This window comes from Streptomyces stelliscabiei (assembly GCF_014873495.1).
Classification (GTDB): domain Bacteria; phylum Actinomycetota; class Actinomycetes; order Streptomycetales; family Streptomycetaceae; genus Streptomyces; species Streptomyces bottropensis.
Genome location: NZ_JADBGF010000001.1, coordinates 4,776,582 through 4,793,671, shown reverse-complemented (window position 1 = coordinate 4,793,671; position 17,090 = coordinate 4,776,582). Strand labels below are relative to the sequence as shown.

12 protein-coding genes and 1 pseudogene are annotated in these 17,090 nt (G+C 73.6%); 7 read left to right on the top strand and 6 right to left on the bottom strand.

Translation table 11 applies throughout. From position 1 onward, the window contains the following. Positions 1 to 76 precede the first annotated feature (76 nt). Positions 77 to 484: pseudogene (locus H4687_RS21075) on the bottom strand (roadblock/LC7 domain-containing protein); the annotation flags it as partial. Then, positions 481 to 2,877 (bottom strand): sensor histidine kinase, encoded by a 2,397-nt coding sequence (locus H4687_RS21070; RefSeq protein ID WP_050398180.1) that lies wholly within the window; start codon positions 2,875 to 2,877, stop codon positions 481 to 483. The gene H4687_RS21070 and the pseudogene H4687_RS21075, both read right to left, overlap by 4 nt. Before the next feature lie 303 nt (positions 2,878 to 3,180). Here H4687_RS21070 and H4687_RS21065 point away from each other — a divergent pair, with 303 nt between their 5' ends. Then, positions 3,181 to 6,336 carry an FAD-binding and (Fe-S)-binding domain-containing protein gene (locus tag H4687_RS21065; protein ID WP_046918870.1) on the top strand — a complete coding sequence of 1,052 codons (3,156 nt, stop codon included), beginning with the start codon at positions 3,181 to 3,183 and terminating at the stop codon, positions 6,334 to 6,336. Positions 6,337 to 6,485: 149 nt separating this feature from the next. Continuing rightward, a complete protein-coding gene (locus tag H4687_RS21060) occupies positions 6,486 to 7,133 on the top strand; it encodes a hypothetical protein (protein ID WP_046918871.1) in 648 nt (215 codons plus the stop codon). A gap of 172 nt (positions 7,134 to 7,305) precedes the next feature. Here the strand turns inward: H4687_RS21060 and H4687_RS21055 are convergent, their stop codons facing one another. From H4687_RS21055 to H4687_RS21040, 4 genes are all read right to left on the bottom strand, one after another. Then, positions 7,306 to 7,665, bottom strand: a complete 360-nt coding sequence (locus H4687_RS21055) for a DUF952 domain-containing protein (RefSeq protein WP_046918872.1) — start codon at positions 7,663 to 7,665, stop codon at positions 7,306 to 7,308. Positions 7,666 to 7,751: 86 nt separating this feature from the next. Continuing rightward, positions 7,752 to 7,952: a hypothetical protein gene (locus tag H4687_RS21050; RefSeq protein ID WP_318787709.1), complete on the bottom strand. Its 201-nt coding sequence runs from the start codon at positions 7,950 to 7,952 to the stop codon at positions 7,752 to 7,754. A 114-nt stretch (positions 7,953 to 8,066) separates the two neighbouring features. Then, a complete protein-coding gene (locus H4687_RS21045; RefSeq protein WP_046918873.1) occupies positions 8,067 to 8,375 on the bottom strand; it encodes a hypothetical protein in 309 nt (102 codons plus the stop codon). Between the two features lie 23 nt (positions 8,376 to 8,398). Continuing rightward, positions 8,399 to 9,376 (bottom strand): EamA family transporter, encoded by a 978-nt coding sequence (locus H4687_RS21040; RefSeq protein WP_179860090.1) that lies wholly within the window; start codon positions 9,374 to 9,376, stop codon positions 8,399 to 8,401. 353 nt (positions 9,377 to 9,729) lie between these two features. On the opposite strand from H4687_RS21040, the gene H4687_RS21035 reads away from it, so the two are divergent. From H4687_RS21035 to H4687_RS21015, 5 genes are all read left to right on the top strand, one after another. Continuing rightward, on the top strand, positions 9,730 to 10,527 hold the full coding sequence (locus H4687_RS21035; RefSeq protein ID WP_046919162.1) for a TIGR03084 family metal-binding protein: 798 nt from the start codon (positions 9,730 to 9,732) through the stop codon (positions 10,525 to 10,527). 71 nt (positions 10,528 to 10,598) lie between these two features. Beyond that, the gene (locus H4687_RS21030) at positions 10,599 to 12,311 is read left to right on the top strand and encodes an acyclic terpene utilization AtuA family protein (RefSeq protein ID WP_267890682.1); all 1,713 of its coding nucleotides are present in this window, start codon (positions 10,599 to 10,601) and stop codon (positions 12,309 to 12,311) included. Next, positions 12,308 to 13,906 carry an acyl-CoA carboxylase subunit beta gene (locus H4687_RS21025; RefSeq protein ID WP_097249939.1) on the top strand — a complete coding sequence of 533 codons (1,599 nt, stop codon included), beginning with the start codon at positions 12,308 to 12,310 and terminating at the stop codon, positions 13,904 to 13,906. Before H4687_RS21030 ends, H4687_RS21025 begins: the two co-directional genes overlap by 4 nt. 17 nt (positions 13,907 to 13,923) lie before the next feature. Further along, entirely contained in the window at positions 13,924 to 15,774 is a 1,851-nt protein-coding gene (locus H4687_RS21020; protein WP_046914965.1) for an acetyl/propionyl/methylcrotonyl-CoA carboxylase subunit alpha, read from the top strand. A 109-nt stretch (positions 15,775 to 15,883) separates the two neighbouring features. Further along, on the top strand, positions 15,884 to 17,047 hold the full coding sequence (locus tag H4687_RS21015; protein ID WP_046914959.1) for an acyl-CoA dehydrogenase family protein: 1,164 nt from the start codon (positions 15,884 to 15,886) through the stop codon (positions 17,045 to 17,047). The last annotated feature ends 43 nt before the right edge of the window (positions 17,048 to 17,090 follow it).

Genomic DNA, 17,090 nt, shown 5'->3' with positions numbered 1-17,090 from the left:
TCCTTGCGATGCCGGTCGCGTTTCTCGCGGCCGTCGGGTCGGTCGCGGCAGATGGGTTGGTCGCGCTCGTCGGGTGGCGCGGCTTCGCGCTCAGGTGCTCGCCGAGTTGTTCGACCAGCTCGCTCATGTTGTGGCCGACGAGACCGGCGTCCGCCTCCTCGTCCGTCACCACGGCCAGATGCGCGCCCTCGCCCGCCTCCACGATGAACAGGACCCCGCCGTGGAACTCCGCCATCGCCGTCCGTACGCCTCCGCTGCCGTCGCCGAACTCCACGGACGCCCCCTGGGAGAGCGACTGGATGCCGGCGGCGATCGCGGAGAGCTGGTCCGCCCGGTCGACGGACAGCTCGGGGGTACGGCACAGGCGCAGACCGTCCCGGGAGAGGACGAGCGCGTGCCGGGCGCCCGGAGTGCGTTCCAGCAGTCCCTCCATGAGCCAGGTGAGCCTGTCGTCGGCGGTGGTGCCGATACCGGTGCCGGTCATGGGGTGTGGTCGCCTTCCAGGTGGGGGTGCGTGCGTGGGTCCGGGGCGGGGAGCCGCTCTCCGGCCGGGTCGGGGTCCGGGTCGGGGTCCGGGTAGGACGGGGAGGGGTAGGACGCGGAGCCGGTGTCCTCGTCCGGGGCGGGGCGGGTGTCCCGTGCGGGTTCCCAGGCCAGTTCCCTTACGGGGTCCAGCTCCCACTTGGCCTCCCCTGCGGGGTCCGGCGCCCAGGGAAGCTCGGCGGCGGCCTCCGCCTGCCAGGCCGCCTCCTTCACCGCCTCCGGCTCCCACACGAGGCCCCGTGCGGGCTCGGGCACCCATGCGCTCTCCTGTACGGGTGGCCCGGGTTCCCAGTCCGTCTCCCGTACGGGTTCGGGTCCGGGCTCCCACGCCGAGCCCGCCACCGCACCCCACTCGGACTCCCGCACCGGCTCCAACTCCGGCTGCCGTACGGCTTCGGCGGGCGCGGCTGCGTCCCGTACGGGTTCCAGGGCGGCACCGGTCCCGGGCGGCACACCCGTGGCGCCCTCGTCGCCCGCGGCCGTTCCCTGGACGAACGCCTGGTCCAGTCCGCCGCTCGTGCCTCGCACCGCGCGGCGGAAGCTGCTGAACCGCACGGCACCGCTGCTCGCGTCCTCGGCGGGCCGGGAGGTCCGCTCCGGCCGGGCCGCGGCGGCATCGGCCGCGGCCCGGGTACGGGCCTCCGCGTCGGCGAGGGACTGGCCGCGACGGCGCCGGGGCAGGGCCTCGGAGGGGGCTGCGGCGGTCTCGTCGCCGGAGCCGAACTCGTACTCTCCGGTGCCGAATTCCGAGCTGAACGACGAGCGGAACGACGAACCGAAGGCGGAACCCGAAGTACCGATCGGGGACCCGTACGAGGGGTCGTGCGAGGAGTCGTGCGAGGTGTCCTGCGAGGAACCGGACGAATAGTCGGACGAGTAGCCGGACGAACCGTCGTACGAGGAACCGAACGCCGGTGCGCCGGCCGGGTTGCCCGGGGCCGGGGCCGGTGCCGGATCCGGCGCGGGGGTGGCGTTCCTGTAGCCGGACAAGGAGTCGATCAGGGCGTCCGCCACCGGGTCGGCGACAGGGGCGGCCGGGGCGTCCGACGGGAAGGAGTGGATCGGCGTCGGTTCGGCGTCCAGATCGTGCGGGGCGCGCGCCCCCCCGTAGGGCGACTGGGCCGGGGCGGACCCCGTGGGAGACGCCGTCGTGGGCATCGCGCTGGCCAGGACGTCCTGCGGGATGAGCATGAGGACGCCGGTGCCGCCGCGCGCGGACGGGCGGAAGGAGATCCGCAGGCCGTGCTTGCGGGCGAGGCGGCCGACGACGGCGAGGCCGAGACGCGTGCCGGAGAGGCTCGCCAGGTCGGTGGCCTCGCCCGACACGGCGCGTTCGGCGCGCCGGAGCTGGACGTCGCCCATGACGAGGCCGGAGTCCTCGACCGAGATGATCGCGCCGGCCGGGACCTCCTCGACGTACACATGGACCTCGGCGGTCGGCGGCGAGAAGTTCGCCGCGTTGTCGAGGAGTTCGGCGAGCGCGTGCATGACGCCCTCGGCGGCGTGACCGGCGACGGCGGTCTCGCTGGAGGAGTGCAGCCGGACCCGGCGGTAGGCGCCGATGCGGCCCATCGCGCCGCGCAGGATCGACTCCATGGGGATCGGGCGGGCCCAGCGGCGGCCCGAGCGCGCGCCCGCGAGGACGGCGACGGAGTCGGCGAGACGGCCCGCCTGGGCGGTGCGGTGGTCGAGGTGGAGCAGGTCGGCGAGGACGTCCTCGTCGGCGTGACGTTCCTCCATGGCGCGGAGGTCGGCGAGGGTGGCGGTGGCGAGGGCCTGCATCCGGCCGGCCACGTTGGCGGTGACGGCGAGGACGGCGGAGCGTTCGGTCTCGGCCTGCTTGGCGCGTTCGGACAGCGCCACCCGCTCCTGGGTGATCTCCTCCGCCGTGCGGTCCCGCTCGTCGGACAGCCGTTCGCGTTCGCGCTCGGACTCCGTCGTCAGCCGCACCCGTTCCCGGGCGAACTCGGCCGCGATCCGCGCCCGCTCCTGGACGAACTCCTCCGTCAGCCGGCCCCGCTCCTGCGCGAACTCCTCGGCCGTCCGCGCCCGCTCCTGCAGCAGCAGACCGGTCTCCTGGGAGACGGCGTTGAGCCGCAGGCGCAGCAGTCGCACCGACACGCGCGCGTGCACGGCGACCGCGACGACGGCCGTGAGCAGCAGCGCGGCAGCCCCCGCCCCGGCGGCGAGGGGCGTCCGCACGGACTGCGGCGCCACCGCGACCGCGGCTCCGGTGGCGGTCGCGGTGAGCAGGGCGGTCACCAGGGGCAGGGGAAGGACTGAGCGCAGGGCGGGGCGTTCGCCTGGTGAGCGAGGTGAGCTGGGCGCGGTCATCGGCTGGTGTCCTCGGTCGGTTCTGAACTCGGTAACTCAGTCGGTTCCTGGATGGGTAACTCGGTCGGTCCCTGAACGAGAAGCGACGTCTGGTGCTCAATTGGGCGTCACTATATGGGAGTTCGTGACGGGGGTTGGCCGGTTTCCGGTTAGCTCTCCGGAATCAAGCCAACGTACCCGGTGAGCGGCGCGCCGCCTTTCCGCCCGGTCTCCCCTCGGCGTCCCGTCGCCGTCCCACCGCTGTGTCATCGCCGCCCTGTCGCTCCACGGTCACTGTCAGTGGTCGGGTGCATCCTGGGACGCATGACGGAACTCGGGGGCAGGACGGGCGATGGCGGCGCGAGCGCGAGGGACGCCGCAGGTGACGCGGACGCGGCGACGCTGCGGGCCGCGCTGCCCGCCGCGCTGCGGGCGGCCGGCGTGCGCGGCGAGGCCGCCTTCGACGTGACGGCACGCGCCCTGGTGACGATGGACGCCTCCAACTACCGGCGGGTGCCGCTCGGCGTGGTCGCCCCCCGGGACGCGGACGACGTGGCGGCCGTCCTGTCCGTGTGCCGGGAGCACGGCGTCCCGGTCGTCGCGCGCGGCGGCGGCACGTCGATCGCCGGGCAGGCCACGGGCACGGGCGTGGTGCTGGACCTCACCCGCCACATGAACCGGCTGGTCTCCCTCGACCCCGAGGCACGCACGGCGGTCGTCCAGCCCGGCCTGGTCCTGGACCGGCTCCAGGAGGCCGCCGCCCCGCACGGCCTGCGCTTCGGCCCCGACCCCTCCACCCACAGCCGCTGCACCCTCGGCGGCATGATCGGCAACAACTCCTGCGGCTCCCACTCGGTCGCCTGGGGCACGACGGCCGACAACGTACGCGCACTGGCGGTGACCGGTGCCAGGGGCGAAGCGCTGCGGCTCGGGCAGGGCTGGTCGGGCGCGCCGGACGGTCTCCGGACGCTGGTGGAGCGCGAGCCGGCCCTCCTGCGCACCGGCTTCCCCGACCTCCCCCGCCGTATCTCCGGCTACGCCCTCGACGCCCTCCTCCCGGAGAACGGCACGGATGTGGCCCGCTCCTTCTGCGGCTCCGAGGGCACGCTCGGGGTGCTCACGGAAGCGGTCGTACGCCTCGTCGAGGCCCCCCGCGCGCGTGCCCTCGCCGTGCTGGCGTACGCCGACGAGAGCGCGGCGGCGGAGGCCGCCCCCGGCCTGCTGCCGCACCGCCCGCTCACGGTGGAGGGCATGGCCGCGGACCTCGTCCCGCCGGGGGCGACCGGCCTCCCGACGGGCGGGGCCTGGCTGTTCGTGGAGACGGGCGGCGCCACGCCCGCCGAGGCGCGGGCGCACGCCGACGCGATCGTCCGCGCGGCCGGGGCCGCCGACGCGCTCGTGGTGACGGACCCCGCCGCCCAGCGCGCGTTGTGGCGCATCCGCGAGGACGCGAGCGGCACGGCGACCCGTATGCCCGACGGCACGGAGGCCTGGCCCGGCTGGGAGGACTGCGCGGTGCCACCGGCCCGGCTCGGCGCGTACCTGCGGGACTTCCGCGGCCTGCTGCGCGCCCACGACCTGCGGGGCACGCCCTACGGCCACTTCGGCGACGGCTGCATCCACGTCCGTATCGACTTCGATCTGCTGACTCCGGCGGGCGTCGCCCGCTTCCGCCGCTTCTCCGAGGAAATGGCCGAACTGGTCACCTCCCACGGCGGCTCCCTCTCCGGCGAACACGGCGACGGCCAGGCCCGCGCCGAACTCCTGCCGACGATGTACGGCACCGAGATGGTCCGGCTGTTCGAGCGGGTGAAGGGCGTCTGGGACCCCGACGACCTCCTCAACCCCGGCATGCTCGTCCGCCCCGCCCCCCTCGACGCGAACCTGCGCTTCGCGGTGCTGCCGCGCACACCCGTGCCGGTGGAGTTCGCCTACCCCGACGACGGCGGGGACTTCTCGGCGGCGGTCCGGCGTTGCGTGGGCGTCGCCAAGTGCCGGACGACCGAGGTGAGTCCGGCGTCCGGAGCCGTCATGTGCCCCTCCTTCCGCGCGACGGGGGAGGAGGAGCACTCCACCCGGGGCCGGGCCCGCCTCCTGCACGAGATGCTGGCCGGCGAGGTGGTCACCGACGGCTGGCGCTCGCCCGAGGTACGGGACGCCCTCGACCTCTGCCTCTCCTGCAAGGGCTGCCGTTCCGACTGCCCGGTCGGCGTCGACATGGCCACGTACAAGGCCGAGTTCCTCCATCACCACTACGCCGGCCGCCGCCGCCCGGCCGCCCACCACACGATGGGCCGGCTGCCGCGGTGGCTCCGCCTGATCGCCCGCACGCGCACGGCCGCCCTCGTCAACACCCTCGCCGCCGCACGCCCCTTGGCCGCGCTCGCGAAACGGCTGGGCGGCATCGCGGGGGAGCGGGAGCTGCCCCGGCTCGCGCGGGTGCCGTTCACGCGGTGGTACGCGCGGTCGCTCGGCGAGCGCGGGAGGCGGGCGGAGGCCGGGGACCGGGCCGCTGCCCACGAGGCACCCCCGACCGTGCTCCTGTGGACGGACACCTTCACGGAACACCTCTCTCCGTCCGTGGGGCAGGCGGCGCTGAAGGTGCTGGAGGCGGCCGGTCTGCGGGTGATCGTGCCGTCGACGCCGTGGACGGGGCGAAGGCAGGCCTGGGCGCGGCGGTCGGACCCCGTCCGCCGGGAGGCCGGGGGCGAGGAGGCCGCCCTCACCCGGTCGCGGCCCACCCGGCCACGGATCCACCGGGCACCGTTCGCGACGGGCGGGGCCCGGGTCTGCTGCGGCCTGACCTACATCTCGACGGGCCAGCTCGACCGGGCCCGCGCGGTGCTGCGCCGCACCCTGGACATGCTGGAGGTGCTGGACGTCCTCGACGCGCCCGTGAGCCCCGCGCCGCGGCGGCGACCGCCGGACGAGGACCCGGGCCTCGCCCCGACCGTGCCTGCCGCCCTGCCCGTCGTCGTCCTCGAACCGAGCTGCGCCGCGACGCTCCGCACCGACCTGCCCGAACTGCTTCCCGACGATCCCCGGGCGCACCGGCTCGCCGCCTCGGTCCTCACCTTCGCGGAGGCGCTCGAACGCCACGCCCCGCACTGGACCCCGCCCGTCGTCGGCCGCCCGGTCGTCGGCCAGACCCACTGCCACCAGCACGCGGTACTGGGCGACGCCCCCGACCGCCGCCTCCGCGCCGCCGCCGGCCTCACCGGCGACCTCAGCGGAGGCTGCTGCGGCCTAGCCGGCAACTTCGGCTTCGAGAAGGGCCACTACGACGTCTCCGTCGCCTGCGCGGAGGACCAGCTCCTCCCGGCGGTACGGGACGCGGCCGACGACGCGCTGGTCCTGGCGGACGGCTTCTCGTGCCGGACGCAACTGGAACAGCTGGCGGGGAGACGGGGGCTGCACCTGGCGGAGGTGCTGGCGGAGGGGTTGGACCGGGGCGACGGAGCACAGGGGCCGCCGGGGTGAGGCGGCGTACCTGCGCTGCCGGCGTTTCCCGGCCGTCCCGGTCGCCGACGACTCGGATGGGGGAGAGCGGCCGTCCGAAAATGCCCGCCGCCCCGGGGGCGTGGGCATAACCTCGGCGCTGCCGGTGTCCGACGGGGAGGGGTTGCAGCATGCAAGGACAGGACTGGATCGACCATGCGGGAGAACTCTTCGAAGCGGCGATGTTCGGCGGGGACACGTCCGCGCTGGAGCGGTCCGACGGCGTGCTGGACGCGGTCGAGGCGCCGCTTTCCCTGGCGCGGGGCAAGCTGCTGCACGTCCGCTTCCTGAACGATCGGGTGGAGAACAGCCAGGAACTGGTGCTGTTCGAGCGTGCGGCCGAGCTGTACGAGCGTCTGGGGGACGCCTCGGGCGAGGCGGACGCGTTGTTCTGGGTCGGCTGCTGGCATCAGGTGGTCAAGGGGGACGGCGCCACCGGCAGGCGCTACTTCGAGCGGTCGTACGCGCTGGCGCAATCCGTCGACGACCGGATGACGATGTCCTATGCGGTCCGTCATCTCGGCTTCACGGACAAGGACGCGGGCCACTTCGACCGGGCCCGCGAGCGGCTGACCGAGTCGGTGACACTGCGCCGGGAGATCGGCTTCAGGGCCGGAGAGGCGGCCGGTCTGGTGGCACTGGCCTACCTCGCGGCCGAAACAGGCGACTCCTCGGCGGCGTCCCGCCACCTCCGTGAGGCCCGGTCCGTTGCCGAGAACTGCGGTGCCAAGGCCGTGTCGGGATGGATCGAGCAAGCCCGCACGCTGATCGCCTCCTAGGGCCTGTCGTACCGCGCGGCGGGGCGCTTGGGGCCTGTCGTTTGGATCGCGCCTGGGCCGCGGGGCTCGGCACGCGCATCTGCGGTCATCAGACACTGTGGCCCGAAGCCGTTCATGATCCAAACGACAGGCCCTAAGTGGGGCCGGCCCCGAAGCGCCGATGGACTGAACGTCAGTTCTCGCCGAGACCCGTCGCGCGCCCCTCCGCGTCCCACTGGATTTCCAGGACGCCCACCACGGCGTCCCGGTCGAGAGGCCCGAACACATGGGGGAACAGAACGTCCGCCCCGACCCCCGGTGGCGGAGCGGGCGCGGCCGCCTCGAACTCCACCCGGGCGGCCAGGCGTTCCTCGTCGAGGACGAGCACGTGCAGCGGCTTGGGCGCGTCCTGGTAGAAGGCGTTGATGACGGCGAGGGTCGTCGCCTCGTCGGGGGAACAGTGCACGAACCCGTCCTCCGGGAGCGAGGCGGGCGCGTACGGCTGGTCGGGGTGGGCGTTCCAGGCATCGAGGGAGACGACGTGGTAGATCACAGAGCGGTTATACAACAGCGTCCGGTGGCTCCGACGAACAGCGCCGCAGTCACCGGACTCGATTGATCCCCGCTCGTTGCCCGCGTTCACGGGCCCAAGCGGTGCCCCCGGCTCTCGGCGACTCGAAGCGTGTCGGCGAGGGCCTCGGTCAACCTGGCAGCCAGGAATCCGAGTTCACCGGGCAGGGCGTTCGGCAGCATGTCTCGGGCGTGGGCGAGGAGTTCCGAGGCCATGCCGAGCTGGATGGCTTCGGTGGTGTCGGCGAGGCGTGAGATCGGTCCGCCCACTGACGTCGCTGACGAGATAGCACGACCTTCCTTCGATGTCGGTCCAGGGGAGCAGTCGTACCTCGCCTTCAGAACGCTGGAACGCTTCTGTGTCGGCTTCCGCTTTCGGCTCCCTCACGCGACTTCCGTCCCATGGATCCAGTACGGACCGGGCATGTCGAGCCCCATGGCCGCCATGGCGAGTTCGCGGCGCCGCTGCCGTTGCTCGTGGGCGGTGACGTAGGGGCGTACAGCGATGGTGGTGGTGCCATCGATGGTGTCGTGGAGGCCATAGGGGCTCCGGTGGGCGGGCAGCGAGGTGCCGAGGGTGAGGGGTGCGGCGGCGACAGGTCGGGAACGCCGGCCAGGAGTGGCGCGGTGTCTGCCGCTCGGCTTCGAGAGCAAGCCGACCCATGCGAGAAGGCGGCCGACAAGGCCGGTCATGTCGGTGTGCGGTCTCGTCCCCCTCACCCCGCGACCCCCGCCTTCCCCCGCCCCACCTGCGTCCGCACCGCCCCCATGCTCGCCCCGATGACCAGGGCGATGGCGAGGGCCTCGGTGGCGGCGAGGGCCTGGTCGAGGATCAGGAAGCCGGCGGTCGCGGCGATCGCGGGCTCCAGGCTCATGAGGACCGCGAAGGTGGACGCGGGCATGCGGCGCAGGGCGAGGAGTTCCAGGGTGTAGGGGAGGACGGAGGACAGGACGGCGACGGCGGCGCCCAGGGCGAGCGTCGTCGGGTCGAGAAGCCGCGTCCCCGACTCGACGATCCCGAGCGGCAGGAACAGCACCGCCGCGACGACCATGGCCAGCGCCAGCCCGTCGGCCTGCGGGAACCGCCTCCCCGTACGCGCGCTGAAGACGATGTACAGGGCCCACATCAGCCCGGCGGCCAGGGCGAAGGCCACGCCGAGCGGGTCGAGGGCGCCGAAGTCCCCGCCGCCCCCGAGCAGGAAGACACCGCAGAGGGCGAGCCCGGCCCACACCATGTTCACGGCGCGACGGGACGCGAGGACGGAGAGCACCAGCGGGCCGAGCACCTCCAGGGTGACGGCGGGGCCGAGCGGGATGCGGGCGATGGACTGGTAGAAGAGGCCGTTCATCGCGGCCATGGTGGCGCCGAAGACGACCACCGTGCTCCAGTCGGTGCGCGAGTGCCCGCGCAGCCGGGGGCGGCAGACCACGAGCATCACCAGCGCGGCCACCGCGAGCCGCAGGGTCACCACCCCGAGCGCCCCGGCGCGCGGCATCAGCGTCACCGCCAAGGCACCGCCGAACTGCACCGAGATCCCGCCGGCCAGCACCAGCCCCACGGGCCCGAGAGACCCGAGGCCACGTGGAGCGCGTGAGGCGCGGGTGTCGCCGGAGGCGAGCCCGGTTCCGGCCGACGGCGCGGTCGCGGCTGCGGCTGCGGCGGGCGCGGACTGGTCAGCGCTGGGGAGTGTCACGGGGGCCGTCCAAGGAGAGCGGAGTGCGGGGTTCGGAGGGGCGGAGAGGGCGTTTCGTTCAGTATGAGGGACTCGGTAGTGCAAGGCAATGGACTAAGTCATGGCTGTAATCAGTTTTGCAACTTACGCCTTCTTCCGCCTATCCACCCCGCCTTCTTCCGCCTATCCACCCCGCCTCCTCCCGCCTACCCACCCGTCTCCTTGCGCCGCCACCCGTCTCCTTGTGCCGCCGCCCGCCTCCTGGCGTCTCCTCCCCCTCCCTCCCCGTGAGTGCGGCGGACCGGCCGGGTGAATCGGCGACCAAAAATCCAAGCACGCTTGCTTGTTTCTGCCCTCGCTGCCATGCTCCCCCCATGGCCGACCCCACGCCCGTAATCGACGACCTCCATGCCGAGAGCGAGCAACTCGACCTGCTCGTAGCCGAGTTGAGCCCGGAACAGTGGGCGCTCGATACGCCCGCCCCCGGCTGGACCGTCGCCCACCAGATCGCCCACCTCGCCTGGACGGACCACTCCTCCGTGCTGGCCGTGACCGACCAGGTCGCCTTCGCCCGTGAGGTCGAGAGCGCGCTGACCGCGCCTGGCGACTTCGTGGACATCGGCGCGGAGGAAGGGGCCGCGAAGCCCCCCGAGCGACTGGTCGCGGACTGGCGGGCCGGGCGCGCGGCCCTGGAGGACGCCCTGCGCGCGGCGCCCGAGGGTGCGCGGTTCCCCTGGTACGGCCCGCCCATGTCCACCGCCTCCATGGCGACCGCCCGCCTGATGGAGACCTGGGCCCACGGCCTGGACATCGCCGACGCCCTCGGAGTCCCCCGGATCGCCCCAGGCGACCGGCTCCGCCACATCGTCCGGCTCGGCATCCGCACCCGCGATTTCGCGTTCGGCGTGCATGGGCTCACCCCGCCCTTCGAGGAGTTCCGCGTGGAACTCACCAGCCCCGCCGGCGAGGTGTGGACGTACGGCCCCGAGGACGCGACCGACCGCGTCGGCGGTCTCGCCCTCGACTTCTGTCTCCTGGTCACCCAGCGCGCCCACCGCACCGACCTCGTCCTCCGCACCGAGGGCGCCGACGCCGATCGCTGGCTGGACATCGCCCAGGCCTTCGCCGGCCCCCCGGGAACGGGACGCGAGCCGAAGGAGACCACCCGGTGACGCCAGCCACGCCAGCCACGGCAGCGGCGGCAGCCACGGCAGCGGCGCCGACACCGGCCACCCCCCTCCGCATCGGCAACGCCTCCGGCTTCTACGGCGACCGCTTCGACGCGATGAGCGAGATGCTCACCGGCGGCGAACTCGACGTCCTCACCGGCGACTACCTCGCCGAACTGACCATGCTCATCCTCGGCCGCGACCGCCTGAAGGACCCCACCGCCGGGTACGCCCGCACCTTCCTGCGCCAGCTGGAGGAGTGCCTGGGACTGGCCCGGGAGCGGGGCGTACGGATCGTCGCCAACGCCGGCGGGCTCAACCCCGCCGGGCTCGCCGACGCCGTACGGAAGCTGGCCGACCGGTTCGGCGTCCCCGTCCGCGTCGCGCACGTCGAGGGCGACGACCTCACCGCCCTGCACCCCGGCAGCCTCGCCGCCCACGCCTACCTCGGCGGCTTCGGTATCGCGGCCTGTCTGCGCGAGGGCGCCGACGTCGTGGTCACCGGCCGGGTCACGGACGCGGCCCTGGTCACCGGGCCCGCCGCCGCCCACTTCGGCTGGGGCCCGGGGGAGTACGACCGGCTCGCGGGCGCGGTCGTCGCCGGACACGTACTGGAGTGCGGCACTCAGGCCACCGGCGGCAACTACGCCTTCTTCGGCGAGGTCGGCACCGCCCGCCCCGGCTTCCCCCTCGCCGAACTGCACGCCGACGGCTCGGCCGTCATCACCAAGCACCCCGGCACCGGCGGCCTCGTCGACATCGGCACGGTCACCGCCCAGCTGCTCTACGAGACCGGCGGCGCCCGGTACGCGGGCCCGGACGTCACCGCCCGCCTCGACACGATCAGGCTCACCCAGGACGGCCCCGACCGCGTCCGCGTCGAGGGCGTACGCGGCGAGGCCCCGCCGCCCACCCTCAAGGTCGGCCTCAACCGGCTCGGCGGCTTCCGCAACGAGGTCACCTTCGTGCTGACCGGCCTGGACATCGAGCGCAAGGCCGCCCTCGTCCGCGACCAGCTGGAGACCGCGCTCGCCGCCGCCAAGTCCCGCCCCGCGCACGTCGACTGGGAGCTGGCCCGCACCGACCACGCGGACGCCCGTACCGAGGAGACCGCCAGCGCCCTCCTCCACCTCGTCGTCCGCGACACCGACGAGACCACCGTCGGCCGCGCCCTCAGCGGCGCCGCCGTGGAGCTGGCCCTCGCCAGCTACCCCGGCTTCCACGTCCTGGCCCCACCCGGAAGGGGCGCGCCCTACGGGGTCTTCGAGGCGGCGTACGTCGACCAGGGCGCCGTCGCCCACACGGCGGTCCTGCACGACGGCCGCCGGGTCCCCGTGGCCCCGGCCCCCGACGCCCTCGTCCTGCGGCCGGTCGACGACCCGCCCCTCCCGGAGCCGCTGCCCCCGGGCCCGGTGCGCCGCGCACCCCTCGGCCTCGTCGCCGGCGCCCGCAGCGGCGACAAGGGCGGCAACGCCAACATCGGCGTCTGGGCCCGTACGGACGACGCCTGGCGGTGGCTGGCCCACACCCTCACCACCGACCTCCTGCGCGCACTCCTCCCGGAGACGGCCGGTCTGCCCGTCACCCGGCACACGCTCCCCGACCTGCGCGCCCTCAACTTCGAGATCGTCGGCATCCTCGGCGAGGGTGTCGCCTCGCAGGCCCGTTTCGACCCGCAGGCCAAGGCCCTCGGCGAATGGCTGCGCTCTCGCCACCTGGACATACCGCAGACGCTCCTGCCGGCGCCCGCCGCCGACCGCCCGGACCCCGCGGAGGTACACCCGTGACCGTCCTCAGCTCCGCCCTCGACCCGGGCGCCCCCGACCACACCGCGAACCGCGAGGCCATGCTCGCGAGGCTCGCCGAACTCGACGCCGAGCACGCCAAGGCCCTCGCGGGCGGCGGCGAGAAGTACGTCGCCAGGCACCGGGGGCGCGGCAAGCTGCTCGCCCGCGAGCGCATCGAACTGCTCCTCGACCCGGACACGCCCTTCCTGGAGCTGTCCCCGCTCGCCGCCTGGGGCAGCGAGTACGCGGTCGGCGCCTCCCTCGTCACCGGCATCGGGACCGTCGAGGGCGTCGAGTGCCTGATCACCGCGAACGACCCGACCGTGCGCGGCGGCGCGAGCAACCCGTGGAGCCTGAAGAAGGCGCTGCGGGCGAACGACATCGCGCTCGCCAACCGCCTGCCCTGCATCAGCCTGGTGGAGTCCGGCGGGGCCGACCTCCCCTCGCAGAAGGAGATCTTCATCCCCGGGGGAGCGATCTTCCGCGACCTCACCCGCCTGTCCGCCGCCGGCATCCCCACCATCGCCGTCGTCTTCGGCAACTCCACCGCCGGCGGGGCCTACGTCCCCGGGATGTCCGACCACGTGATCATGGTCAAGGAGCGGGCGAAGGTGTTCCTCGGCGGGCCGCCCCTGGTGAAGATGGCCACCGGCGAGGAGAGCGACGACGAGTCGCTGGGCGGCGCCGAGATGCACGCGCGCGTGTCGGGCCTCGCCGACCACTTCGCCGTCGACGAGCCCGACGCCCTCCGCCAGGCCCGCCGGGTCGTCGCCCGCCTCAACCACCGCAAGGCCTACGCCGACCCGGCCCCGGCCGCGCCCCCGAAGTACGACCCGGAGGAACTGCTGGGCCTCGTCCCCGGCGACCTCCGCACACCGTTCGACCCCCGCGAGGTGATCGCGCGGATCGTCGACGCCTCCGACTTCGACGAGTTCAAGCCCCTTTACGGCACCAGCCTCAGCACCGGCTGGGCCACCCTGCACGGCTACCCGGTCGGCATCCTCGCCAACGCCCGCGGGGTCCTCTTCAGCGAGGAGTCCCAGAAGGCGGCCCAGTTCATCCAGCTCGCCAACCAGCGCGACATCCCGCTCCTCTTCCTCCACAACACCACCGGCTACATGGTCGGCAGGGAGTACGAGCAGGGCGGCATCATCAAGCACGGCGCGATGATGATCAACGCGGTGAGCAACAGCCGGGTGCCCCACCTGTCCGTCCTGACGGGCGCCTCGTACGGCGCCGGCCACTACGGCATGTGCGGGCGCGCCTTCGACCCCCGCTTCCTCTTCGCCTGGCCCGGCGCCAAGTCGGCGGTGATGGGCCCGCAGCAGCTCGCCGGCGTCCTGTCGATCGTGGCCCGCCAGTCGGCCGCGGCGAAGGGACAGCCGTACGACGAGGACGCCGACGCCGCGCTGCGCGCGATGGTGGAGCGGCAGATCGAGTCCGAGTCCCTGCCGATGTTCCTGTCCGGGCGGCTGTACGACGACGGGGTCATCGACCCCCGTGACACCCGTACCGTCCTCGGCCTGTGCCTGTCCGCGATCCACACGGCGCCCTACGAGGGCGCACGCGGTGGCTTCGGCGTCTTCCGGATGTGAGGCTCGTGCAAACTTCCCTGATCACTTCCCTCCTGGTGGCCAACCGGGGCGAGATCGCCTGCCGGATCTTCCGCACCTGCCGTGAGCTGGGCATCCGGACGGTCGCCGTGCACTCCGACGCCGACGAGAGCGCCCTGCACACCCGTACGGCCGACGCGGCCGTGCGACTGCCGGGCGCGGCCCCCGCCGACACCTACCTGCGGGGCGACCTCATCGTGAAGGCCGCCCTCGCGGCCGGCGCCGACGCCGTCCACCCCGGCTACGGCTTCCTCTCCGAGAACCCCGGCTTCGCCCGCCAGGTCCTGGACGCGGGCCTCACCTGGATCGGCCCGGCCCCCGAGGCGATCGAAGCCATGGCGTCCAAGACCCGTGCCAAGGAACTCATGGGTCTGGCCCCCCTCCACAAGGTCACCGAGGACGACCTGCCGGTCCTGGTGAAGGCCGCCGCGGGCGGCGGCGGACGCGGCATGCGCGTGGTCCGTCACCTCGACGACCTGGACGCGGCACTGGAGAGCGCCCGCGCCGAGGCCGCGAGCGCCTTCGGCGACGGCGAGGTCTTCGTCGAGCCCTACGTCGAGAACGGCCGCCACGTCGAGGTCCAGATCCTCGCCGACACCCACGGCACGATCTGGCCCCTGGGCACCCGCGACTGCTCCCTCCAGCGCCGCCACCAGAAGGTCGTCGAGGAGGCCCCGGCCCCCGCCCTCTCCGGCGAACTCACCGAGGAACTCCACACCCTGGCCGTACGCTCCGCCCGAGCCGTCTCCTACGTCGGCGCGGGCACGGTCGAGTTCCTCGTCGCCGACGGCAGGGCCCACTTCCTGGAGATGAACACCCGCCTCCAGGTCGAACACCCGGTCACGGAAGCCGTCTTCGGCCTCGACCTGGTCGCCGAACAGATCCGCGTCGCAGAGGGCCACGCCCTCCCGGTCGGCCCCCCGCCCGCACGCGGCCACGCGATCGAGGCCCGCCTGTACGCCGAGGACCCGGCACACGACTGGGCCCCGCAGACGGGCGTCCTGCACCGCCTGTCCGTGCCCGGGGTCCGCCTGGACACCGGCTACGAGGACGGCGACACCATCGGCGTCCACTACGACCCCATGCTCGCCAAGGCCGTCGTCCACGCCCCCACCCGCGCGGAGGCCGTCCGCAGGCTGGCGGGCGCCCTGGAGCGGGCCACGATCCACGGCCCGGCCACGAACAGGGCGCTGCTGGTGAACTCCCTGCGCCACGAGGAGTTCACGTCGGCCCGTATGGACACCGGCTTCTACGACCGCCACCTCGCCGGCCTCACGGCCCCCGCCCCCGATCCGCACGCCCCGCTGGCCGCCGCCCTGGCCGACGCCGCCTCCGGGGGCGACCCCCGCTTCGGAGGCTGGCGCAATCTGCCGTCCCAGCCCCAGGTCAAGCGGTACGTGATGGCGGGGGACGAGCACGAGGTCCGCTACCGGCACACCAGGAACGGCCCGGAGGCGGACGGCGTCCGGGTCGTCCACGCGGACACCCGCCTCGTCGTGCTCGAAGTCGACGGTGTGCGGCGGAGGTTCGAGGTCGCACGGTACGGCGACCGGATCCACGTCGACGCCACGACCCTCACCGCCCTGCCCCGCTTCCCCGACTCCACCACCGAGCACGCCCCCGGTTCCCTCCTGGCCCCCATGCCGGGCACGGTCGTCCGCCTGGCGCAGGACCTGAGACCCGGGTCGGCCGTACAGGCGGGTCAGCCCCTCCTCTGGCTGGAGGCGATGAAGATGGAACACAGGATCACGGCCCCGGCGACGGGCACGCTGACCGCCCTGCACGTGGTGCCTGGCCAGCAGGTGGAGATGGGCGCCCTCTTGGCCATGGTCGAGGAGCAGCCCCGCTGAGGGGCGCGGGGCCGTATCGATATGCGGCTCCGCCGCGCGAGCGCGACAAGCCCCCACGAACCCGCACCCTCCTCCCGACGAACGGACCCTCCCCCTTAGGAGCCCTCACATGTCCCCGGTCCTCGAATCCGAAGAGCACAAAGCCCTCCGAGCCGCCGTCTCCGCCCTCGGCAAACGCTACGGCCGCGACTACATCACCACGATCAACAAAGAGGGCCGCCACCCCGACGAACTCTGGTCCGAGGCGGCCAAACTCGGCTACCTGGGCGTCAACCTCCCCGAGGAGTACGACGGCGGAGGCGGCGGCATCGCCGAACTCTCCATCGTCCTGGAGGAACTCGGCGCCGCGGGCTGCCCCCTGCTCATGATGATCGTGTCACCGGCCATCTGCGGCACGGTCATCGCCCGCTTCGGCACCGAGGCCCAGCGACAGGCCTGGCTGCCCGTGCTGGCGAACGGCACCCGCCTCATGGCCTTCGGCATCACCGAACCCGACGCCGGCTCCAACAGCCACCGCATCACCACCACGGCCCGCCGGGACGAGACCGGGGACTGGCTGCTCACCGGCCGCAAGGTCTTCATCTCCGGCGTCGACAGGGCCGACGCCGTCCTCGTCGTGGGCCGCACCGAGGACGCCCGCACCGGCACCCTCAAGCCCTGCCTCTTCATCGTCCCCACCGACACCCCCGGCTTCGCGTACCGCCCGATCGACATGGAACTCCGCGCCGCTGAGAAGCAGTTCGAGCTGACCTTCGACGACATCCGGCTCCCCGCCGACGCCCTGGTCGGCGACGAGAACGCCGGTCTCCTCCAGCTGTTCGCCGGCCTCAACCCGGAGCGGATCATGACCGCCGCCTTCGCGATCGGCATGGCCAGGTACGCCCTCGCCCGGGCCGTCGACTACGCCCGCGAACGCACCGTCTGGGGGCAGCCCATCGGCGCCCACCAGGCCATCGCCCACCCCCTCGCCCAGTCCCACATCGAACTCGAACTGGCCCGCCTGATGATGCAGAAGGCGGCCCACCTCTACGACGCCGGCGACGACGTGGCGGCCGGCGAGGCTGCCAACATGGCCAAGTACGCGGCGGGGGAGGCCTGTGTGAAGGCCGTCGACCAGGCCGTGCACACCCTCGGCGGCAACGGCCTCACGGCCGAGTTCGGCCTCGCCTCGCTGATAACGGCGGCGCGCGTGTCTCGTATCGCGCCGGTGAGCCGGGAGATGATTCTCAACTACGTCTCCCACCAGACCCTGGGCCTGCCGAAGTCGTACTGAGCCGCCGGGCGCCGCCCCACGTCGCCGGAGCGCGGCGTCACGA